The following is a 21,977-nucleotide window of genomic DNA, read 5'->3' as shown; positions in this document are numbered from 1 at the left end:
GCATGGCCCACGACGTCGCGATCGTCGCGATGGGCTGCACCCCGTTCCGCGACCACTGGGCGTCCTCCGCCGACGACCTGCTCGTCGACGCGGTCACCGAGTGCGTGTCGTCGGTTCCGGGGATCACGCTGGACGACGTCGACGCGTTCTGGGTCGGCACGCAGGGGTCGGGCATGTCGGGGCAGACGCTCGCGCGTCCGTTGCGGCTCAAGGGCAAGCCGGTGACCCGGGTGGAGAACTACTGCGCCACCGGCTCGGAGGCGTTCCGCAACGCGGCGTACGCCGTCGCGTCGGGCGCCTACGACATGGTGATGGCCACCGGCGTCGAGAAGCTCAAGGACTCGTCGTTCTCCGGCCTGTCGGCGGTGTACCCGCCCGACGACGGCACCGCCGTCGACTGGACCGCGCCGGCCGGCTTCTCCTTGCTGGCGCCGGCCTACCAGGAGGCGCACGGCGTCGACGCGCGCGAGATGCGCAGCGCGCTCACGCACGTCGCGGTGAAGAACCACGCGAACGGCGCCCGCAACGACCGGGCCCAGTTCCGCAAGGCGGTGTCGGCCGAGACCGTCGAACGGTCACCGAAGATCGCGGGACCGCTGGGCGTGATGGACTGCTCAGGCGTCTCCGATGGCGCGGCGGCGGCGATCCTGGTGCGGGCCGAGGACGCGTACAGGTACACCGACAAGCCGGTGTTCCTGCGCGGCATGGGCTTCGTCGCCGGCTCCGGGGAGGGGCTCGCGACCGACGGCTACGACTTCACGACGTTCCCCGAGGTGGTCGCCGCCGCGGCGACGGCCTACGAGCAGGCCGGCGTCACCGACCCGGCCACGCAGATCTCGCTGGCCGAGGTGCACGACTGCTTCACCCCGACCGAGGTGGTGCTGATGGAGGACCTCGGGTTCTCCGCGCGCGGCAAGGCCTGGCGCGACATCCTCGACGGCCGGTACGACCTCGACGGCGCGCTGCCGGTGAACACCGACGGGGGACTGAAGTCCTTCGGCCACCCGATCGGCGCCACCGGGCTGCGCATGATGTTCGAGTGCTTCACCCAGCTGCGCGGCGAGGCCGGCGACCGGCAGGTGCCGGACGCGACGCTGGCCGTGGCCCAGAACCTCGGCGGCCAACCGGGTTCGTGCGTGGCGTTCGTGGCGGTACTGGGGAGCTCACAGCAATGAGTGTTTCTTTCGACGGCCGGGTCGTCATCGTGACGGGCGCCGGCAACGGGATCGGGCGCGCGCACGCCCTGTCGCTGGCGGCGCACGGCGCGCGGGTCGTGGTGAACGACCTCGGGGGCGAGCTCGACGGCAGCGGTTCCGGTGGTGCGGCGCAGGCGGTGGTCGACGAGATCGGGTCGGCCGGCGGCACGGCCGTCGCCTCCACCGACTCGGTCGCCACCGCGTCCGGTGGCGCCGCGTTGGTACAGAAGGCGATCGACTCCTTCGGACAACTGGACGCGGTCATCCACAATGCCGGCATCCTCCGCGACCGGACCCTGGCCAAGATGACCGACGACGACGTGACGAAGGTCGTCGACGTGCACCTGCTCGGCGCGTTCAACGTGCTCCGCCCGGCGTGGCCGCACCTGGTCGAGCGCGGCTACGGGCGGATCGTGCTCACCAGTTCGTCGTCGGGGCTGTTCGGCACGTTCGGTCAGGCGAACTACGGCGCGGCGAAGACCGGGTTGATCGGGCTGATGAACGTGCTCGCGCTGGAGGGGGCACGGCGCGGCATCCTCGTCAACGCGCTCGCGCCGACGGCCGCGACCCGCATGACCGACGGGCTGCTCGGCGACCTGGCGGAGCGGTTCGACCCGCGGCACGTTGCGGCGGTCGCGACGTTCCTGGCCAGCGAGCGGTGCACGCTGAACAAGCACATCCTCACCGCGGGCGGCGGCCGGGTCGGTCGCATCTTCCTCGGCGTCACACCGGGCTGGTACGGCGGGCGCGAGCCGACCACGCCCGACGCGATCGCCGACGCCATCGGCGACATCACCGGCCTCGACGACTTCATCGTTCCCGAGAGCGGCATGGACGAGGTCGGGCTCATCCAGAAGGTCCTCACCGGAGGAGACGCGTAGATGCCGGTCAGCGAAGTACACCACGTGGCGATGACGGTGTCCGATGTGGACAAGGCGGCCGACTTCTACGAGAAGGCGCTGGGCTACCGGAAGACGCTGCGCAGCGACGTCGCCGGTCCCGGCATCGAGGTCTCCCTCGGCCTGCCCGAAGGCACCACCGGCAAGGTGCAGTACCTGCAGGGGCCGACGCAGATCGGCCAGCTCGAGCTCATCGAGTGGAACGGCCAGAAGCGGCGCACGGCCACCGCCGGCCACCTCGAGCTGGGCACGTTCCTGCTCAGCTTCCAGGTGCCCGTCGAGGAGATGGACGAGCTGTACGACCGGGTCTCGTCGCTCGGCGCCGAGTGCCTGACCCGGCCCAACCGGGTGCTGCTGGAGAACTACGGCTACATCACCGCGTTCGCGTGCCGCGACCTCGACGGCAACCTCCTCGAGTTCGTGGCGCTGCCGACGCGGGAGGAGATCCTGAAATACCGGCGGGAGAACGCGTGAGCAACTTCTCGGAACACCTGCGGCGGCAGGCGTTGCGGCGGGCCGACCGCGAGGCGCTCGTCGACGGCGCGCACCGCTGGACCTACGCCGAACTCGACACCGACGTCGACCGGCACGCGGCCGCGCTCCTCGCCGCGGGTGTCCACGGGGGACAGCTGGTCGGGGTGCTCGGCCGCAACACCGCCACCTACGTCCTGGAACTGCTGGCGCTGGCCCGCATCGGTGCGATCTCGGTGCCGTTGAACTGGCGGCTGCACGCGAACGAGCAGGCCTACGTCATCGACCAGGCCGGCATCACGTGCCTGCTCTACGACGACGACTTCGCCGACGACGCCACCGCGCTCGTGGCCAGGACCGGGCTCCGGATCGTCGTCGCCAACGGGTCCGTGCGGATCAACGGCGCCCGCGGCCTGCGCGACCTGCTGGAGGTGCAGGCGCCGGGCGTGCGCGTCGACGACGTGCTGAAGGGGCCCGACGACGTCCACCGGCTGCTCTACACCTCCGGCACCACCGCGCACCCGAAGGGGGTGGTGCACACCTGCGGGAACCTGGCCGCGAACCACCTCGCGCAGGTGCTGGAGCTGGAGCTGACGCAGGACGACCGGATCCTGGTCTCCGCGCCGCTGTTCCACGTGAGCGGGCTGGAGGCGCCCGGCCTCGCCATCTTCGTCGCCGGCGCCACGATGGTGCTGACGCCGACGTTCAAGGCCGACGACATCGCCCGGATCGCCCGGGAGGAGCGCATCACCGGGATGGTGCTGGCCGCGCAGATCCTGTTCGGCATGCTCGCGCTCGACCCGGCACCGGACCTGTCGACGCTGCGGTACCTGCTGTTCGCCGGCGTCGCGCCGACGGTGCGGCGGCAGGTGAAGGCGGCGCTGCCGCACGTGCGGCTGATCGACACGTTCGGGATGACCGAGCTGTGCAACGGCATCGTGTACATGGACGCCGCGCACGAGGAGTCGAAGATCGGCGCGCTCGGTGCGCCGTTCCCCGGGGTGAGCATCCGCATCGTCGACGAGAGCTTCGCACCGGTCCCACCGAACGTCGAGGGCGAGCTGATCGTCCGCGGCGCGAAGATCTCGCCCGGCTACTGGAACGACGACGAGACCAACAAGCGCACCCGGCGCGACGGCTGGTTCCTCACCGGCGACGTGTGCCGCGTCGACGAGGACGGCTACCTCTGGTTCGTCGACCGCCGGGTCGACCTCATCAAGTCGGGCGGGGAGAACGTGACCGGCGCCGAGATCGAGCGGGTCATCGCCCAGCACCCCGACGTGGCCGAGGTCGCCGTCATCGGCGTGCCCGACCCGCGGTGGGACGAGGTGCCGAAGGCGTTCGTCATCCTCAGGGCCGGCAGCACGGCGACGGGCGAGGACATCCGCGAGCACTGCCTGGCGAACCTGGCCAGGTTCAAGGTGCCGAAGTACGTCGACGTGGTGGACTCGTTGCCGCGCAACGACTCCGGCAAGGTGCTGAAGAGAGGACTGCGCGAGCTATGACGACGGCGAACATCGCGGCGATGCTCGCCGGCAACGCGCTGCGGTTCGCCGACGACGACGCGCTCGTCTTCGAGGAGCGCCGCTGGACCCACCGGCAGCTCGACGAGGAAGTCAACGCGTTGGCCGCGGGCCTTGTGACGTACGGGATCGGGCGCGACGACCGGGTGGCGATCGTCGCCAACAACGTCCCCGAGTTCCTCATCCTGTCGCTGGCGCTGTCGAAGCTCGGCGCGGTGTTCGTCCCGTTGAACTACCGCCTCACGCCGGGCGAGCTCGGCTACCTGATCGGCCACGCCGGGGTCCGCGCGGTGGCGACGGTCCCCGAGTTCGCCGACCTGACGACGGCCGCGACCGCCGACCTGACCCTCACCCGGTTCGCCCTGGAACCGATGGACGGCTGGACCGATCTGCGCGCGCTGGTCGAGGAGCACCGCGGCGAACGCGTACGTGACGCGGACCTCGACGACGACGCGTTGCAGCGGATCATCTACACGAGCGGCACCACGAGCCTGCCCAAGGGCGTGATGCTGACCCACGGCAACGCGAACATGAACATGCACGCCCAGATCGTCGAGCTGGGACTGCGTGCCGGCGACCGGATCCTCAACTTCGCGCCGCTGTACCACGTCGGCGGCACCGACCTGCCGGGCTACGGCATCTGGCACGTCGGCGGGTGCATGGTGCTGCAACGCCGGTTCGACCCGGCCGCGGTGCTGCGGGCCGTCGAGGACGAGCGCATCGTCGGCATGGTGATGGCCGCGACGATGCTCGACATGGTGCGCCGCGAGTCCGAGCGCACCGCGGCCGACCTGACGTCGGTGCGGTGGCTCATCTACTCGCAGGTGACGTCGGCGCTGTTCGCCGTCGCGCGCGGGCTCTTCCCGCGGGCCCGCCTGATCGAGGGCTACGGCCTGACCGAGACGTGCAGCGGCCTGACCTACCTCGACCGCGCGCACATGGAGTCGAAGCAGGGCTCGGTCGGCATCCCGGTGCCCTGGGTGCGGGTGCGGGTCGTGGACCCGGACGGCAACGACGTGCCGGTGGGGGAGAACGGCGAGGTCGTGGCCCGCGGCCCGAAGGTCAGCCCGGGCTATCTCGACGACCCGGAGGCCACGGCGTTCTCGTTCCGCGACGGCTGGTTCCACACCGGCGACATCGGCGCCTTCGACGCCGACGGCTACCTCTACATCCGCGACCGGCTCAAGGACATGATCCGTAGCGGCGGCGAGAACATGTCGAGCGCGGAGATCGAGAACGTGCTCGCCGACCACCCGCTGGTGCTGGCCGCGTCGGTGGTGGCCGCCCCGCACCCGAGGTGGCAGGAGGTTCCGGCCGCGTTCGTGATCGGCCGTCCCGGCCTGACGGCGGAGTCGTTGATCGAGCACGCCCGGCAGCGGCTCGGGAAGTTCAAGGTGCCCAAGGAGCTCTACCTGGTGGCGGAGCTCCCCACGAACCCGTCGGGCAAGGTGCTCAAGCGCGAGCTGCGGACGCTGCGCCCCACGCTGACCCCCGACTGGACGTACGAGCCCGCTACGCCACCTTCCTGACCTCGGCGCGCAGCCAGTCCGGCCATCCGGCGCTCCGGATAACGCGCTCGGGAACCAGGAAACGGCCCGGCTCCACGGTGAGGATGCGGTCGTCGCGCACCTGCAGGAGGGTGAACGTCAGGTGGAACGGCGCGGCCCGCCGACCCAGCTCCGCCTCGACCTCGCGGACCACCTCGCCGATCCGCCCGTCGCCGGGCGGCCGCCGGTCGGTGTACGTGCCGTGCGCGCGGCGGTGGGCGAGCTGCCACTCCAGGAACTCCGGCCAGCGCCGGGCCACGTGCGGGCGCAGCGCCGGCAGCCGGGCCAGGCCGAGCGGGTCGGGCGTGTCGTAGGCCGGCTCCACGTCGTCGTCGGGCGGCACCGGTGACGTCGGATGCGTCAGCACGATCGACTCCCACCACGCCAGCCACTCGGCACCCAGGCGCGGGTCGTGGGGCTCGCCGGCCGGTGGCGGCAGGTCGTTCACGTCGAGCGGGCCCGGCACCAGCGGCGACGGTGGCACGTCGACCGCCTCGACGTCACGCAGCCAGAGCGGGAAGACGGTGTGGTTCTCCTCGGCTTTCACGCTGACCTGCCAACTGTCGCTGCCCGGGAACCGCACGCCGGACCCCCTCACGGAGACTGACGTCGATGGTAGGTCACGCCGCGCGCATCAGGGCCAGCGTGTGGACCAGGTGGAAGCGCCGCGTTCCGCGGCCCAGCTCGTCCCAGGGCTTCTTCCACGTCAGGCGGCGGGCGACGGTCCAGGCGGTGTCTCCCAGGGTGGCGACCTCGCGGACGGCCTCGACCTCGGCGCGGTGGAACGCGGCCAGCTCGGCCGCCCGGGCGGCCACGTCGCGGTAGGGGAACTGGTGTGCGGGGCAGGCGATCGTGGCCCCGAGGTCGCCGATGCGGGCCAGAGTGGCGAAGAGGTCGCCGGCCGGGTCGTCGTCGGGGCGGCTGGCGATCGCGAGCTGCGTGGGGCCCTCGGCCATCATGGTGTCGCCGGTGAAGACGAGGCCGCGGGTGTCGTGGAAGACCGTGTGGCCGTAGGTGTGACCGGGCGCGTGCACGGCCCGGATCGTGACGTCGCCGAAGTGGAGGTCCTCCACGGGCTCGGTGAAGGCATGGTCGAGGCGCAGGTTCTCGTGGTGCTCGGCCACGCCGACGGCGTCGTCGTACATCCACGCCACGACGTCTGCGGGGGCGCCGGTCCAGGCCAGGGCGGCGCTGAGCTGGGTGAGGAACGGGCCGCGGGTCGCGTGCATGACCGCGAAGTCGTCGAGGTGGGCCATCATCACCCGGGCGCCCGACTCCGAGCGGACGCGGTCGGCGAAGCCGACGTGGTCGGGGTGGTTGTGGGTCACCAGGACCGCGGTGATGTCTCCGACGCGCAGGCCCAGGTCGGCCACCGACTGCTGGAACGACCGCCAGCAGCTGGGATGGTCGTACCCGGCGTCGATCAGCACGAGCCCGTCGGAGGTCGCGACGAGGTACACGATGATCGAGCGCAGCGCGCTGCCCGCCAGGGGCACCGGAACCGCCCACACCCCGTCGACGACCGGGGCCGGGGCGTGCACCTCGCGGGCCCGGTAGCTCGCGGCGTGCGCGGGGTCCACGGCGCGACCGGCGGGTATGGACATCGTCGTGACCCTCCCTTAATGTGATGGCAACACAACATACCGGATGGTCGGAATGCTAGTCGAGGAGCCTGATGAGCGAGCCGAGAACCGGATTCCGGCTGTGGGCGGCCGCTGAGCCCGAGCTCACCGCGATCATCACGGCCGACGACCGGCGCATCTCCTACGGAGAGCTGTTCGCCGAGGTCAACCGCCTCTCGCACGGTCTGCGCCACAAGGCCGGCCTGGAGGTCGGCGACACGGTCGCGATCGTGATGACCAACAGCCCCGGCATGGTGGCGATGTACCTGGCCGCCATGCAGTCCGGCCTGTACCTGGTGACCCTCAACTACCACCTCACCGCGCCCGAGATCGAGTACATCGTCACGGACAGCGGCGCGAAGGTGGTCGTCGCGTCGGAGCGCGTCGAAGGCGAGGTGCGACGGGCCGTTCCCGACGGCGTGCGAATGTACGTCGACGGGAAGGACCTGACCGACCTCACCGACGGCATGCCCGCCACCGACCCGGAGCGGACCCCGGCCGGGTCGCTGATGATGTACACCTCGGGCACCACCGGCCGGTCGAAGGGCGTCAAGCGCCCGCTCAGCGGCATCGACGCCGACACCGGCGCGCTGACGTACGTGTGGCTGTTCAAGGAGTTCGGCATGGAGCGGCCCGCGTTCGCGTCGTGGCTGGTCTCCGCGCCGATGTACCACTCGGCCAACATCACGCCCGCGATGGGCTCGCTGCACGCCGGCGGAACGATGGTGCTGATGGACGGCTGGACCCCGGAAGGCTTCCTCTCCCGGGTGCAGCAGCACGCGGTGACCGGCACCAGCATGGTCCCCACGCACTTCTACCGGCTCCTGCAGCTGCCCGACGACGTGCGGAAGAGCTACGACATCAGCAGCCTGGAGTACGTGCTGCACGGCGCCGCGCCCTGCCCGCGCGACATCAAGGCCCGCATTCTCGACTGGTTCGGCCCCGTGGTCTACGAGTACTACGGCTCCACCGAGGTCGGCACGACGATCGCCCGGCCGCACGAGTGGCTGGCCCATCCGGGCACGGTCGGGCGTCCCGCGAGCATCTCCACCCTGAAGATCCTCGACACCGAGGGCAACGAGGTGCCGACCGGCGAGACCGGGATCGTCTACATGCGACAGGGCGAGGACCGCGTCGAGTACCACAACGACCCCGGCAAGACCGACGGCGCCCGCCGCGGCGGGCTGATGACCGTGTGGGACGTCGGCCACGTCGACGCGGACGGCTTCCTCTACATCACCGGACGGGCCGCGGAGCTGATCCTGGTCGGCGGCGTCAACGTGTACCCGGCCGAGATCGAGGGCGTGCTGGTGAGCCACGAGTACGTGGCCGACGCCGGCGTGGTCGGCGCGAAGGACCCGGAGTTCGGCGAGGTGCCGCTGGCGCACATCGCGCTGTCTTCGGCCGCACCGCGCGAGGACGAGGCGATCGGGGAGATCAGGGCCTACGTCGCCGAGCGGCTCGCCAAACCCAAACGGCCCGCCACCTACGTCGTGCACCAGGCGCTGCCGCGCGACCCGAACGGCAAGCTCTACAAGGCGAAGTTGACAGAGGACGCGCATGGACTTCGATGACACCGCGGCCGACCTCGCGTTCCGGACCGAGGTCGGCGGCTGGATCGACGATGCGCTGCGCGACATCCCCGACCAGGACGACCTGAGCGAGAGCGAGCGCGAACACTGGTCGCGCGTATGGCAGGAGCGGCTGTGCGCCGGCAACTGGGCCGGCCTGTCGTGGCCGACGGAGCACGGCGGCCGGGGCCTGGACTCGTTGGCGCAGGCCATCTTCAACGAGGAGGCGGCGAAGCGCGGGGCGCCGTACCCGCTCAACGGCGTCGGCATGATGCTCGCCGGTCCCACGATCATCGCCCACGGCACGGCCGAGCAGCAGGCGCGGCACCTGCCGGGGATTCTCAAGGGCGAGGTCTACTGGTGCCAGGGCTTCAGCGAGCCGGGCTCCGGGTCGGACCTCGCGAGCCTGCGCACCGCGGCGCGCAAGGTCGACGGCGGCTGGGTCATCAACGGCCAGAAGATCTGGACCTCCAACGCCCACAACGCCTCGACGTGCCTCCTGCTCGCCCGCACCGATCCGGATGCCCCGAAGCACAAGGGCATCACGTACTTCCTCGCGCCGATGGAGAAGTTCACGGTGCGGTCGCTGACGATGATCAACGGTGACACCGAGTTCAACGAGATGTTCCTCGACGACGTGTTCGTGCCCGACGGGGATGTGCTCGGCGGCGTCGGCAACGGCTGGAAGGTCGCGCTCACCACGCTCGCGTTCGAGCGCGGCAGCATGGCGCTGAACCTGTGGGTGTGGGCCCGGCAGGCGGTCGACCGGGTCGTCGACGTGGCCCTCGAACGCGGGATGGCACACGACAGCGCGTTCGTCGACGCCGTCGGCGCCCTGCAGTGCGACGCCGAGGCGGTGCGGATCGGCTCGATGCGCATGCTCGGCGAGACCCGGGCCGGCGGCGTCCCCGGTCCGGAGACGTCGGCGTTGAAGAGCCTGTGGGCCGGCGTCGTGCAGAACGCCAACCGCCTCGCCGTGCAGCTCGACGAGGCCGGGGGAGTGCTGCTCGACCATCCCGGCGCCGCCGCCCGCATGCGGCGGTACCTGCGGGCCCGCGCCCACACCATCGAGGGCGGCACCGAGGAAGTCCAGAAGTCGATCCTCGCGGAGCGGGTGCTGAACCTGCCCCGCTCACGTTGAGAGCCGGGACATGCGCGCAACCTTCACCCAGGAACAGCTGGAGATCGCCAAGACGGTCCGGGCGCTCGTCGAGGGCGAGGCGGTCACGGCCCGCACGGTCCTGACAGCCGGCGAGTGGACCGCGCCGGCGTGCGACATCACCCTGCTGCGCGACTTCGGCCTCCTCGGCGTTCCGGGCGAGAGCGCCCTGATCGACCTCCTCGTGGCGGTGGAGGCGATCGGCGCCACCCTGGTGCCCAGCCGCTTCCCCTGGCACGCGGCGGCGGTGCAGCTGCTGACCGGTACGGCGATCCCGGCCGACGTGCTCGAGGGGCGCCGGGTGCTCACGCCCGCCGGCAACCCGGTGCCCTACGCCGCCGCGGCCAACGGCTTCGTCGACGGTGCCATCCAGGAGGCGGCGGAGATCGTGCCGCGGCGGTCGCTCGACCCCTCGGTGCCGCTGTCCTCGGTCACCACCAAGGCCGCGACCCCCGCGAGTGTCGACGGACAGCGACGCGCGACGCTCGTCGTCGCGGCGCAGCTGTGCGGCGTGGCGCAGGGCGCGATCGACCTCGCCGCCGACCAGGCCCGCACCCGGACCCAGTTCGGCCGCGTCATCGGGTCGTTCCAGGGGGTCGCGTTCCAGCTCGCCGACGCCGCGACGCAGCGCAAGGCCGCGTGGGACCTCACCCTGTACGCGGCCTGGGCAGTCGACAACGCGATGCCCGAGGCGGAGATCCAGGTGCACGCGGCCAAGGCCGCCGCAGGGAAGGCCGCGGTGTTCGCGGCCGAGCGGTGCATCCAGGTGCACGGCGGCATGGGCATCACGATGGAGGCCGACCCGCACCTGTACCTGCGCCGGGCCCTGGTGCTCGACGCGCTGCTGGGCACCGGCGCCGACCACCGCCGGCGCGTCGGCGAGCTGCGTATTTCCGCACGTCAGAACGCCTGATCGGTTGCGGCGTGCGGCCCTCGGCCAGTAACATACCGGCTGGTCGGAATAAACGAGGAGAGACCGTGAAGTTCGGCATCATGAACCTGTTCCCGGTGGCCGACGGCGCGTCGGACCACCAGGTGCTGCGGGACACGCTCGAGGAGATCCAGCTCGCAGACGAGCTCGGCTTCGACTCGGTGTGGCTGGCCGAGCACCACTTCTCCAAGTACGGCATCCTCGGCAGCCCGATCAACTTCGGCATGGCCATCGCCGAACGCACCACGCGCATCACCATCGGCACCGCCGTGCTGGTGCTGCCGCTGCACCACCCGCTGCGCCTGGCCGAGGACATCGCCGCGCTCGACGTGCTCAGCGGCGGCCGCGTGTCGATCGGCGTCGGCCGCGGCTACCAGCCGCAGGAGTTCGCCGGCATGGGCGTGCCGCTGGCCGAGTCGAAGGAGCGCTACCAGGAGACGCTGGAGATCCTGCGGCTCGCGCTGTCGCAGGAGAACTTCTCGTACCACGGCAAGCACTTCACGTACGACAACATCACCACGTACCCGCGTCCGTTCACCGCGGGCGGGCCGCCGATCCTGCAGGGCACCGTGTCGCCCGACAGCTTCCGCGAGCGGGGTGCGGTCGGCGAGTCGATCATCACCTCACCCAACTTCACGCCGTTGGGCATCATGCAGAAGAACTACCGCCTGTACCGCGACGCCATGGAGGAGAACGGCTTCGACATCTCCACCTACGACGTGCCGTTCATGCAGCAGGTCTGGGTCGGCGACGGCGAGGACGGGCTGCAGGAGGCGGCGCAGGCGGCGCTGAACTACTACAAGTCCGTCGGCAAGGTCATCCCCGGCTCCGAGGAGGCGTTGGAGAAGGAGAAGGCCTACTACGCCGCGGTGGCCAAGAACATCGAGCTGCTGACCCTGGAGCAGACGCTGACCCACGGCGGCAACTTCGGCAGTGCCGACCGCGTCATCGAAACCATCGAGATGCTGCGCGACCAGCTCGGCGTCAACCACTACATCGGCTGGCTGCGGATACCGTCGCTCGACCGGAAGGCGGCGCTGAAGTCGATGGAGGAGTTCGCCGAGAAGGTCATCCCACACTTCAAGGCCGAGGCTGCTTAGTTGAAGATCAGCTGTTTCCTGAGCGCGCAGTTCGACCCCTCGGCCTCGGCGGTCGAAGGGATCGACGCCGTGGTGACCCAGGCGGCCGCCGCCGAGGCGGCCGGCTTCCACGCCGTCTACCTCGGCCACCACTACCTGGCGAAGTCGGCGTTCGTGCAACCGGTGCCGCTGGCCGGCTACCTGGCCTCGGCCACCTCCCGGGTGCGTATCGGGTTCGGGGTGCTGCTGGCGCCGCTGCTGAACCCGGTCGCGCTCGCCGAGGACCTCGCGTCGCTCGACGTGCTCTCGCGGGGCCGGCTCACGGTCGGCCTCGGCGCGGGCTACCGCAAGCGCGAGACCGCCGCGTTCGGCGTCGGATGGGACGACCGGCTGCGCCGGCTGCGCGAGTACGTGCCGATCCTGCGTGCGCTGTGGAGCGGCTCGACGCTCGACCTCGCGGGCACGTGGGGCGAGGTGCCGGGCGCGTCGCTGCCGCTGCGGCCGGTGCAGCCCGGCGGCCCTCCACTGTGGATCGGCGCGTTCGCCGAGCCCGCGGTCCGGCGCGCCGCGCGCCTGGACTGCCCGTGGCTGATCGGCCCCAAGGGCGACGACGCCGAGCTCGCCCGGCTCCTGACGGTGTACCGGTCGGTTCTGGCCGAGAACGACCTGTCGTTGGACCGCGAGTACCCGATGAGCCGCGAGGCCTTCATCGCCGACAGCTACTCCGCCGCGGTCGCCGGCGTGGCACCGCACCTGCAGCGCCAGTACGCCGGCTACCGGTCCTGGGACGACGCCCAGAAGATCGACCTCGACCGCTACCTGGCCGAGGACTGCCTGGTCGGCTCCGCCGACGACATCGTCGAGAAGCTGCGCCGCTGGGAGCGCGACCTCGGCGTCACCGAGGTGTCGCTGCGCCACCAGTTCGTCGGCGCCAGCCAGGAGGAGGCCATGGACCAGCTCGCCCGCTTCGGCTCCGAGGTCATCCCGAAGGTGGCCTCATGACCAACCTCGCCCGCATCCTCGAAGGGCGCCGCGCCGACCGTGGCGACGCCGTCGGCCTGTACGGCGACGACGGTCGACAGTGGACGTTCGAGGAGCTCGACCTGATCGCCGGCGGCGTGGCGGAGTCCCTGCGCGCGCAGGGGATCGGGCCCGGCGACCGGGTCGCGTGCTACCTCACCAACGGCCCGGAGATCGCGTTCTTCCTCTTCGGCGCCTGGAAGCTCGGCGCCGTCCCGGTGACCATCTCCAGCCTCTACAACGAGTCCGAGCTCGCCGAGTCCCTCGCGAAGACCGCGCCCAAGCTGGTGGTCTCGTCGACCCTCGACATCTCGGCCCGGGCCTCCGTCGCGGCGGTCGACGTCGATCCCGGGGCCGAGGCGTGCATCCTGTTCACCGGTGGCACCACCACCGGGCGTCCCAAGGCCGTGAGCGTGACGCACGGCGGCACGCGCTCCTCGCTGGCCCGGCTGGCCCGCGTCTCCACCGGGACCGACGCCGAGGGCACCGCCGCGCCCGACGCGAAGCCGAACCTCATCGCGTTGCCGTTGTTCCACAGTGGAGGGCAGCACTCGCTGCTGTTCGCGTTCCACGTCGGTCGGGCGGCCGTGGTGTGGGAGCGCTTCGGCGTCGACCGGCTCGCCGACCTCATGGAGCGGTTCCGGTTCGACAACTTCTTCTTCCTGCCCACGATGGTGTTCGACATCGTGCACTCGCCTCGCGAGCTGCCGTTCGAGGGCGTGAAGTCCGTGCTGGTCGCCGGGCAGGCGATCTCGTGGACGGTCCGGAGGGCGTTCGAGGAGCGGTACAGGGTGCCGATCCTGGTGAACTACGGGTCCACCGAGGCGGGTCACATCGCCGGCTGGACCGGCCGCGACATGAAGGCCGGCCTGTGGAAGCCCGGCTCGGCCGGCAGGGTGTACCCGGGCGTCGACCTGGAGATCCGCGCCGACGACGGCACCGCGCTGGGCGTCGGCGAGGAGGGCGAGATCGTCGTGCGCTCCGAGCTGACCCGCGGCTACGTCGACGACGCCGAGGCGTCGAAGGACCTCGTGCGCGACGGCTGGGTGCACACCGGCGACATGGGCTACGTCGACGGCGACGGCGTGCTGTTCCTCGTCGGCCGCAAGCGCGACATGATCAAGTGTGGCGGGTTCCAGGTGTGGCCCGAGGAGATCGAGGACGAGCTGCGTGCCCACCCGCTGGTGCGCGACATCCGCGTGCTCGGCCGCCCCGACGACCGGCTCGGCGAGATCCCGGTCGCGCAGGTGGTGCGGGAACCGTCCGAACTGCCGGACGACGACCTGAGCCGACAGCTCGTGGAGTTCGCGCGCGAGAAGCTCGCCCATTTCAAGGCGCCGCGGCGGATCGAGTTCGTGCCCGCCCTGGAGCGCAGCGCCGCCGGAAAGATCAGCCGTGTAGGGGGTCCAGCGTGAAGTTCGGCATCATGGCCTCGCACCAGTACCCGCACGACGAGGACCTCGGCAAGCACCTCGACGACCTGTTCGGCACCGTCGAGCTGGCCGCGGAGCTGGGCTACGACTCGGTGTGGACGATCAACCACTTCCAGTCCAACCTCGCCACCCCGCAGCCGATCTCGATGATGGCGGCGCTGATCCCGCGGTCGGGGACCATGACGCTCGGCACCGGGATCCTGCTGATGCCGATGTTCCACCCGGTGCACATCGCCGAGGAGTTCGCGACGCTCGACCACCTCTCGGGCGGCCGGGTCGTGCTGGGCGTCGGCGCCGGCTACCGCGAGAACGAGCTGGCCGCGTTCGGCATCGACCCGCCGACGCGGTTCCGCCGGCTCGACGAGAGTCTCAAGCTCATCCGCGCGCTGTGGACCGGCGAGCCGGTGACCACCGAGGGCGGCCTGTACCCGCAGACCGACGCCCGGATCGGCATCCGGCCGCTGACCCCGGGCGGCCCGCCGATCTGGGTCGGCGCCGGCAGCAAGCGGGCCGTGCGCCGGGCGGCCCGGCTGGGCGACGCCTGGTACGCGCCCGGCAACGCGCCGAGCCCCCGCTACCTCCCCGAGCATCTCGCGGTCTACGACGCGGCGCTGGAGGAGTACGGCAAGTCCACTGTGGACCGTCCGATCGGCCTGGAGCTGTACTGCGCGCCCACGACCGAGCGCGCGGTCGACGAGGCCCTGCCGCAAGCCCGCACCGAGTACTCCACCTACGCCGAGTACCCGGCGCTGCGGTGGCAGTCGGACCGGTTCGACGAGCTGATCCGCAACACGCTCGCGCTCGGGTCGCCGGAGTACCTCATCGAGCGCCTGTCGACGCTGCGGGACATGGGGTTCAACCACATCATCTTCCGCCCGGGCTGGCTGGGCATGCCGGCCGAGATGGTCCGCGCGTCGCTGCGCCTGTTCGCCACCGAAGTCTTTCCCGCCTTCCGCTGATCGAGGTTAGAGATGAAGAAGACCGAAGCCGAACTGCTCGAGAACCAGTGGGACGTCGAGAACATGGAGGTCGACCCCGAGGTCCTCGCGCGGTACGTCCGCTACGACGTCGACGCGAAGCGGCACGTCGCCACGATCACGTTCGACCGGCCCGACAAGCTCAACGCCATTCCGGTGGCGGCCTTCGAGCGCATCGGCGACCTCGTCCGTGAGGCCGAGGCCGACGACCGGGTGAAGGTCATCGTGTTCAAGGGCGAGGGCAAGCACTTCGGGACCGGCGCCGACGCGGCCGAGCTCGGCCACTACATCGGCTACAAGGCCGGCACGAAGAGGCGCCCCGCCCAGCGGCAGCGGATCCTGCCCGACCGCAACGTGCTCAGCTCCGGCTTCACCCGTCCGATCATCGAGTCGCTGAAGGCGACCATCTGCCAGGTACAGGGCTACTGCTACGGCGGCCACTTCCAGATCGCGCTGTCGGCCGACATCGTGATCGCGGCGCCGAACGCGCGGTTCACGCACCCGGCGTTCCGGTACCTCGGCCCGGCGCCGCAGGACATGTACCACTGGATCGAGAAGGTGGGCCTGACGACCATGAAGGACGTCATGCTCACCATGCGCGCGATCGGCGCCGAGGAGGGCGAGCGCAAGGGTCTGGTCACCAAGGTCGTGCCCCTCGACGAGCTGGAGAAGTGGGTCGACGACTACGCCGACGCGATCGCCGTCATGCCGCTCGACTCGCTGATGATGGGCAAGTCGATGATGCAGGTCGTGATGGAGGCGCGGGGCAAGGGTCTCGGCGCGATGACCGGCTGGGTCGGCCACGGCTGGGCGACGAACGTCAGCTTCGACGAGGGTGACTGGAACTTCCTCAAGGAGCGGCGCGAGAAGGGCATCGCGCAGGCGCTGGCCGACCGCGACCGGTTGGTGGCGCCGTACTTCCGCCTCAGCGAGAGCCGTTCGAGCGAGTGAAGTTCGGCATCCTCCTCGACCACCAGTACGAGCCGGGCGACGACATCGGGCGCCGCACCGGTGAGCTGGTCGAGTTCACCCAGCACATCCGCGACCTCGGCTACGACTCGGTCTTCGGCATCCACCACTACCTGTCGTCGCTGTCGACGCCGCAGCCGTTGCCGTTGCTCAGCAGGCTGATCGACCACTCCGGCGACATGCTGCTGGGCACGGGCATCCTCATCCTGCCGCTGGGCCACCCGGTGCACTGGGCCGAGGAGATCGCCACCATCGACCAGATGTCCGGTGGGCGGTTCGTGCTCGGCATCGGGTCGGGCTACCGCGAGGACGAGTTCTGGTCGTTCCAGGTCGAGCGCCGCACGCGCGTCTCGCGGATGAACGAGTCGCTGGAGGTGATGCGCAAGCTGTGGACCGGCGAGCGGGTCATCCACCACGGGCAGCACTTCGCGCTCGACGGCGTGAGGTGCAGCGTGCTGCCGGCGCAGAAGCCGCACCCGCCGGTGTGGGTGGGCGCCAACGGTCCCATCGGCATCGAACGCATCGCCCGTTCCGGGCTGCCCTGGCTCGCGCCGTCGAACGTCCGCCGCAACTGGGCCGTCGGCAACCTCAACGACTACCGCGCCCACCGCAAGGACGCCGGCTTCTCCGACGACGACGCCACGTTCCCGATCCAGCGCGACCTGTGCGTGGCCGACTCCTTCGACGACGCGTGGGCGATCGCCGGCTCTCACGCGCGCCGCTCGTACGGGGAGTACGTCCAGTACGGCATGGACTACTTCGAGTCGCAGTGGGAGGGCATCAAGCACAAGGCGCTGTTCTTCGGCTCGCCCGACGACATCACCGCGAAGATCCAGGACTTCGCGTCCGCCGGCTACAACCACTTCGTCTTCCGCGCCCAGTGGCTGGGGCTGCCGATCGAGCGCTCCGTCGAGATCGTCGATCGCTTCGCCCGCGAGATCATGCCGAGGTTCCGCTGATGAGGATCGGTCACATCATCGTTCCCGCAAACGACGTGCAGACCCAGCTGGCGTTCTACACCTCGCTCGGCCTCACCACGGTGTTCCGCGACGGCGACCGGTACGCCGCGGTCACCGACGGCGCGGTCACCATCGGGCTCGCCGACGCCACGCAGCAACCCGTCGCGGGCCGCACGATGCTGAGCATCGGGGTCGCGGACCTGGAGGCCACGGTGGTCGCGCTGGTCGCGGTCGGCGGCAAGGCCGGTGAGACGGTCACCGGACCGCACGAGCGGCGCACCGTCGTCACCGACCCGGGCGGCAACCCGCTGGTCGTCTACGAACGGCTCGCCTGACCAGCCCTGAGGCGCACGCGTTCGACCGCGAGGCTACCGAGGATCAACACCGCGAGGGCGGCCACGCCGGTAAGCCACGCCCCGGTGACCCACCGGGCCGAGGTCTGCGGGTCACCGCAGTCCACTGAGGACGGTGACACCCAACCGAGCGGGTCGACATCGACGGCGATCCGGCCGTCGATCGGTCCACCGCACGACGCGGACACCCAGCCGAGGTCGCGGCCCTCGTACGAGACGCGGTACGACAGGCCGCAGCGGGGATCGTTGACGCCGCACCTGGTGCGGCTGTCGGTCACCTGTGCGACGACCCGGTCGCCGAACCAGTTGAGGTGGTTGGTGGCGTAGCCGCCCCCGAACCCGAACCCGAGCACGCCGACCACCAGGCCCAGCACGCCGCGCGTCACCAGTACGCGGTTCGACGGGCCGTGCCCCGGCCAGACGGCCGCGACCACGTGGGCGAACACGGCGGCGAGGCCGAGGGCGATCCCGACGTAGACGAGCGGCAGCGACCGGTGCGCCTCGAGGAGTCCTGCCGCGGCCGCCAGGACCACCGCGCCCACCAACCAGACGAAAGCCACCCACCCATTGTGAACCATGAATGCGAACCAATCCGGCGGGATTGGACCTGGACCGGGTCCGGGCGCCTGGCGACGATGACCGGGTGCTGGTGGGTTTCCTCGGTCTCGGTGTCATGGGCCAGCCCATGGCGGTCAACCTCGCCCGCGCGGGGACGCCGCTGGTGGTATAGAACCGGTCGGCCGCGCGCGCGGAACCCGTGCGGGCGGCCGGCGCGCGGGTCGCCGCGACCCCGGCCGAGGTGTTCGCGGGCGCCGGTGTCGTGTTCGCGATGCTCGCCGACGAGGCGGCGTTCGACGCGGTGCTCGCCCGGGCCGGCGACCTGACCGGCCGCGTGCTGGTCAACACCGCGACGGTGGCGCCCGGGTACTCGCGACACCTCGACGGCGTGGTGCGGGCGGCCGGCGGGCGGTACGTGGAGGCGCCGGTGTCCGGGTCGCGGCTGCCGGCCGAGTCCGGCGACCTCGTGGCGATGCTGGCCGGCGATCCCGCCGACGTCGACCTCGTCCGTCCACTGGTGACACCGATGTGCCGCGCCACGACCGACTGCGGCCCGGTGCCGGGTGGGCTGCTGATGAAGCTCGCGGTGAACCTGTTCCTCATCACGATGGTCACCGGCCTGGCCGAGGCGACCCACTTCGCCGAGCGGCACGGCATCGACCTGGCCCGCTTCCGGCAGGTGCTCGACGCGGGCCCGATGGCCAGCGACGTCTCCCGGAACAAGGCACACAAGCTCGTCACCGACGACTTCGACGTGCAGGCCTCGATCACCGACGTCCTGAAGAACAACGCGTTGATCGCCGCGGCCGCGCGCGAGGCGGGCATCGCCTCGCCGCTGCTGGACGTCTGCCACGCGCTGTTCGCCGAGACCCGGGGGATGGGTCTGCACGGCAGCGACATGGTGGCGGTGATCCGGGCGATCGAGCACCGTACCGACGGGTGTTGACGCGTCCGGTATAGAGAGGGAATGTCGACCGACGCGGTCACCCCGACACACTGGCACACCCGGCCGGCCACCGACGTGGCCCGTGAGCTCGACGTCGACCCGGCCGAGGGCCTGTCGACGGCGCGGGCCGCGGCCCGGTTGGAGGAGTACGGCCGCAACGAGCTCGCCGAGGCGCCGAAGGAGCCGCGCTGGCGGGCGTTCCTCCGCCAGTTCAAGGACCTGCTGATCATCATCCTGCTCGTCGCCGCGGTTGTGTCGCTCATCGTGAGCCGTGAATGGGAGACGCCGATCGCCGTCGCGGTGGTGGTGCTGCTCAACGCGACCATCGGGTTCGTGCAGGAGTCGAAGGCGGAGGCGTCGCTCGACGCGCTGCGGCGGATGAGCGTCACCAGCGCGCGGGTGCGCCGCGACGGGCGGATCGTGCGACTCGATGCGGTCGGCCTGGTGCCCGGTGACGTGGTCGTGGTCGAGGCGGGCGACCGGATCCCGGCCGACGGCCGGCTGCTGTCGGCGACGTCGCTCGAGGTCCAGGAGGCCGTGCTCACCGGCGAGGCGCAGCCGTCGGCGAAGTCGGCGTCCGCCGGCGTCGCGGCCGACGCGCCGCTCGGCGACCGCGTCAACTCGGTGTTCATGAACACCGCGGTGACCCGCGGGCACGGCGAACTGGTGGTGACCTCGACCGGCATGCACACCGAGACCGGCCGCATCGCGCACCTGCTGCACCAGGCGAAGCCCGGCGCGACGCCGCTGCAGAAGCAGATCGACGCGCTCAGCCGCACCCTGGCGATGATCGCGGGCGCGGTCATCGTGGTGGTGTTCGTGCTCGGCCTGGTGCGCGGGCAGGAGTTCACGGACCTGTTCGTCAGCGCGATCTCGCTCGCGGTCGCCGCGATCCCGGAAGGGCTGCCGGCGGTGGTGGCGTTCACGCTCGCGATGGGCACCGGCCGGCTCGCGCGGCGCGGCGCGATCGTCAAGCGGCTGGCGTCGGTGGAGACGCTCGGCAGCACGTCACAGATCTGCACCGACAAGACCGGCACGCTCACGCTCAACCAGATGACGGCCCGCGAACTGCTCGTGGCGGGCCGGCGCTTCACGGTGACCGGCGAGGGCTACTCCACCGACGGGCGGATCCGGACCACCGACGGGCTCCCGCTGCCGACCACGCTCGACGAGGCGCTGCTGCCGATGGCCCTGTGCAGCGACGCGGTGCTGCGCCCGTCCGACAGCGGCGGCGACAGCGGCGCCGAGATCGTCGGCGACCCCACCGAGGGCGCGTTGGTGGTGCTGGCCGAGAAGGGCGGGATCGACGTCACCGCCCTGCGCCGCGAGCGTCCCCGGGTGCTCGACATCCCGTTCGACTCCGACACCAAGTTCATGGCGACGTTCCACGACTGGACCGACGAGCGGGGTCGCGCGGTGGTGCGGTGCTTCGTGAAGGGCGCGCCCGACGTGCTGGCGCAACGGGCCGACCGGTACCTGGGCGCTGCGGGCGTCGAGCCGTTCGACGACGCCGCGCGGGACCGGTTCGACCGGGCCAACGCCGACCTCGCCGGGCAGGGCATGCGCGTGATGGCCGTCGCGTCGGCCGACCTGGACCCGTTCGAGCCGGGTGACGATCCCACGGACCTGGTGCGGCGGCTGGTGATGGTGGCCCTCGTCGGCATCGTCGACCCGCCCCGGCCGGAGGCGCGACTGTCCATAGAGGAGTGTCGCCGGGCCGGTATCCGGGTGCGGATGCTCACCGGCGACCACGCGGTCACCGCCGCAGCGATCGCCGGCGAGCTCGGCATCCCGGGCCGGGCCGTCACCGGCGCCGACCTCGACGCGGTCGACGACGACGCCGAGCTGGCCGGGCGCCTGGACGACATCGGCGTGGTCGCCCGGGTCTCGCCGAACCACAAGATCCGGATCGTGCGCGCGCTCCAGGAGCGCGGTGAGGTCGTCGCGATGACCGGCGACGGCGTCAACGACGCGCCCGCGTTGCGCAGGGCCGACATGGGTGTGGCGATGGGCGTGACCGGGACGGAGGTGACGAAGGAGGCGGCCGACATGGTATTGACCGACGACAACTTCGCCACCATCGTGGCCGCCGTGCGGGAGGGCCGCGGCGTCTACGCCAACATCGTCAACTTCACGCGGTTCCAGGTCTCGACGGCGCTCGGGTTCGTGGTGACGTTCCTCGTGGCCTCGGTCACCGGGATCGCCGGCGGGGCGCCGTTCACCGCGCTGCAGATCCTCTTCGTGAACCTCGTGATGGACGGGCCGCCGGCAATGTCGCTCGGCGTCGAGCCGGTCAGCCCCGACGCGATGACGAAGCCGCCCCGGCACGCCGACGAGCGGATCCTCAACCGGCCGCGCCTGCTGCGCATCCTGCTCGCCAGCACCGTGATGGCGCTCGGCACGCTCGCGGTGCTCGTCCTCGCACCCGGCCCGGAGGCGGAGCTCGGCACGGCGACGGTCGCCGGCACGATGGCGTTCACGACGTTCGTGATGTTCCAGGCGTTCAACCTGCTCAATGTCCGCTCCGACATGCGCAGCGTGTTCAGCCGCGAGACGTTCGAGAACCGGTCGGCGTTCGTCGCGACCGGCGCGGTGGTCGGCCTGCTGGTGTGCCTGGTGCAGATGGACGTGCTGCACGGCCTGTTCAGCACCGTCGACCTGACGGCCGGTCAGTGGCTGGTGTGCGTCGGAGTGGCGTCGTCGATCCTCGTCACCGGCGAGGTGGTCAAGGCGGTCCTGCGTCGTCGAGCGCGGTGAGCTCCCC

Annotated in this window: 20 protein-coding genes and 1 pseudogene; 18 read left to right on the top strand and 3 right to left on the bottom strand. The window is 71.1% G+C overall.

Annotated elements, in window-relative coordinates:
- Positions 1 to 2: 2 nt before the first annotated feature.
- From Voc01_RS39580 to Voc01_RS39560, 5 genes are read left to right on the top strand one after another with little or no spacing between them, the layout of a single operon-like run.
- Positions 3 to 1,175, top strand: coding sequence for an acetyl-CoA acetyltransferase (locus tag Voc01_RS39580; RefSeq protein WP_203932834.1), 1,173 nt, complete (start codon positions 3 to 5; stop codon positions 1,173 to 1,175).
- Positions 1,172 to 2,077, top strand: a complete 906-nt coding sequence (locus Voc01_RS39575) for an SDR family NAD(P)-dependent oxidoreductase (protein WP_203932833.1) — start codon at positions 1,172 to 1,174, stop codon at positions 2,075 to 2,077. Before Voc01_RS39580 ends, Voc01_RS39575 begins: the two co-directional genes overlap by 4 nt.
- Entirely contained in the window at positions 2,078 to 2,569 is a 492-nt protein-coding gene (locus Voc01_RS39570; protein WP_203932832.1) for a VOC family protein, read from the top strand.
- On the top strand, positions 2,566 to 4,071 hold the full coding sequence (locus Voc01_RS39565; protein ID WP_203932831.1) for a class I adenylate-forming enzyme family protein: 1,506 nt from the start codon (positions 2,566 to 2,568) through the stop codon (positions 4,069 to 4,071). The genes Voc01_RS39570 and Voc01_RS39565 overlap by 4 nt, the downstream gene beginning before the upstream one ends.
- Positions 4,068 to 5,618: a class I adenylate-forming enzyme family protein gene (locus tag Voc01_RS39560; RefSeq protein WP_203932830.1), complete on the top strand. Its 1,551-nt coding sequence runs from the start codon at positions 4,068 to 4,070 to the stop codon at positions 5,616 to 5,618. Before Voc01_RS39565 ends, Voc01_RS39560 begins: the two co-directional genes overlap by 4 nt.
- Here Voc01_RS39560 and Voc01_RS39555 read toward each other — a convergent pair.
- Together Voc01_RS39555 and Voc01_RS39550 are read right to left on the bottom strand one after the other, a co-directional pair.
- A complete protein-coding gene (locus Voc01_RS39555; protein WP_203932829.1) occupies positions 5,602 to 6,234 on the bottom strand; it encodes a hypothetical protein in 633 nt (210 codons plus the stop codon). The genes Voc01_RS39560 and Voc01_RS39555 overlap by 17 nt on opposite strands.
- Positions 6,235 to 6,256: 22 nt before the next feature.
- The gene (locus tag Voc01_RS39550; RefSeq protein WP_203932828.1) at positions 6,257 to 7,240 is read right to left on the bottom strand and encodes an MBL fold metallo-hydrolase; all 984 of its coding nucleotides are present in this window, start codon (positions 7,238 to 7,240) and stop codon (positions 6,257 to 6,259) included.
- A gap of 71 nt (positions 7,241 to 7,311) precedes the next feature.
- Between Voc01_RS39550 and Voc01_RS39545 the strand changes: the two genes are divergently transcribed.
- The 10 genes from Voc01_RS39545 (at position 7,312) to Voc01_RS39500 (ending at position 17,691) form a co-directional block, all read left to right on the top strand.
- Positions 7,312 to 8,832, top strand: a complete 1,521-nt coding sequence (locus Voc01_RS39545; protein WP_203932827.1) for an AMP-binding protein — start codon at positions 7,312 to 7,314, stop codon at positions 8,830 to 8,832.
- Complete coding sequence (locus tag Voc01_RS39540; protein ID WP_203932826.1) at positions 8,819 to 9,970, top strand: acyl-CoA dehydrogenase family protein; 1,152 nt, start codon at positions 8,819 to 8,821, stop codon at positions 9,968 to 9,970. Before Voc01_RS39545 ends, Voc01_RS39540 begins: the two co-directional genes overlap by 14 nt.
- Positions 9,971 to 9,980: 10 nt before the next feature.
- A complete protein-coding gene (locus Voc01_RS39535; protein ID WP_203932825.1) occupies positions 9,981 to 10,901 on the top strand; it encodes an acyl-CoA dehydrogenase family protein in 921 nt (306 codons plus the stop codon).
- Between the two features lie 65 nt (positions 10,902 to 10,966).
- On the top strand, positions 10,967 to 12,019 hold the full coding sequence (locus tag Voc01_RS39530) for an LLM class flavin-dependent oxidoreductase (protein ID WP_203932824.1): 1,053 nt from the start codon (positions 10,967 to 10,969) through the stop codon (positions 12,017 to 12,019).
- Positions 12,020 to 13,000 carry an LLM class flavin-dependent oxidoreductase gene (locus tag Voc01_RS39525; RefSeq protein WP_203932823.1) on the top strand — a complete coding sequence of 327 codons (981 nt, stop codon included), beginning with the start codon at positions 12,020 to 12,022 and terminating at the stop codon, positions 12,998 to 13,000.
- Positions 12,997 to 14,433 carry a class I adenylate-forming enzyme family protein gene (locus Voc01_RS39520; protein ID WP_203932822.1) on the top strand — a complete coding sequence of 479 codons (1,437 nt, stop codon included), beginning with the start codon at positions 12,997 to 12,999 and terminating at the stop codon, positions 14,431 to 14,433. The genes Voc01_RS39525 and Voc01_RS39520 overlap by 4 nt, the downstream gene beginning before the upstream one ends.
- Positions 14,430 to 15,410: an LLM class flavin-dependent oxidoreductase gene (locus Voc01_RS39515; protein WP_203932821.1), complete on the top strand. Its 981-nt coding sequence runs from the start codon at positions 14,430 to 14,432 to the stop codon at positions 15,408 to 15,410. The genes Voc01_RS39520 and Voc01_RS39515 overlap by 4 nt, the downstream gene beginning before the upstream one ends.
- Positions 15,411 to 15,422: 12 nt before the next feature.
- Positions 15,423 to 16,379, top strand: coding sequence for an enoyl-CoA hydratase/isomerase family protein (locus Voc01_RS39510; RefSeq protein WP_203932820.1), 957 nt, complete (start codon positions 15,423 to 15,425; stop codon positions 16,377 to 16,379).
- On the top strand, positions 16,376 to 17,356 hold the full coding sequence (locus Voc01_RS39505) for an LLM class flavin-dependent oxidoreductase (RefSeq protein ID WP_203932819.1): 981 nt from the start codon (positions 16,376 to 16,378) through the stop codon (positions 17,354 to 17,356). Before Voc01_RS39510 ends, Voc01_RS39505 begins: the two co-directional genes overlap by 4 nt.
- Positions 17,356 to 17,691, top strand: a complete 336-nt coding sequence (locus Voc01_RS39500; protein WP_203932818.1) for a VOC family protein — start codon at positions 17,356 to 17,358, stop codon at positions 17,689 to 17,691. The genes Voc01_RS39505 and Voc01_RS39500 overlap by 1 nt, the downstream gene beginning before the upstream one ends.
- Here the strand turns inward: Voc01_RS39500 and Voc01_RS39495 are convergent.
- Entirely contained in the window at positions 17,673 to 18,269 is a 597-nt protein-coding gene (locus tag Voc01_RS39495) for a hypothetical protein (RefSeq protein WP_203932817.1), read from the bottom strand. The two genes, Voc01_RS39500 and Voc01_RS39495, sit on opposite strands and share 19 nt — an antisense overlap.
- A 20-nt stretch (positions 18,270 to 18,289) precedes the next feature.
- On the opposite strand from Voc01_RS39495, the pseudogene Voc01_RS53585 reads away from it, so the two are divergent.
- The 3 genes and pseudogenes from Voc01_RS53585 to Voc01_RS39485 form a co-directional block, all read left to right on the top strand.
- Positions 18,290 to 18,799, top strand: a pseudogene (locus tag Voc01_RS53585) (NAD(P)-dependent oxidoreductase); the annotation flags it as partial.
- Positions 18,794 to 19,213, top strand: a complete 420-nt coding sequence (locus tag Voc01_RS53580) for an NAD-binding protein (protein WP_307781607.1) — start codon at positions 18,794 to 18,796, stop codon at positions 19,211 to 19,213. The pseudogene Voc01_RS53585 and the gene Voc01_RS53580, both read left to right, overlap by 6 nt.
- A gap of 21 nt (positions 19,214 to 19,234) precedes the next feature.
- Positions 19,235 to 21,970: a cation-translocating P-type ATPase gene (locus Voc01_RS39485; RefSeq protein ID WP_203932816.1), complete on the top strand. Its 2,736-nt coding sequence runs from the start codon at positions 19,235 to 19,237 to the stop codon at positions 21,968 to 21,970.
- The last annotated feature ends 7 nt before the right edge of the window (positions 21,971 to 21,977 follow it).

The sequence above is a fragment of the Virgisporangium ochraceum genome (assembly GCF_016863655.1).
Classification (GTDB): domain Bacteria; phylum Actinomycetota; class Actinomycetes; order Mycobacteriales; family Micromonosporaceae; genus Virgisporangium; species Virgisporangium ochraceum.
Note: the sequence above shows the minus strand (reverse complement) of the source record. Positions and strands in the feature narration are given on the sequence as shown.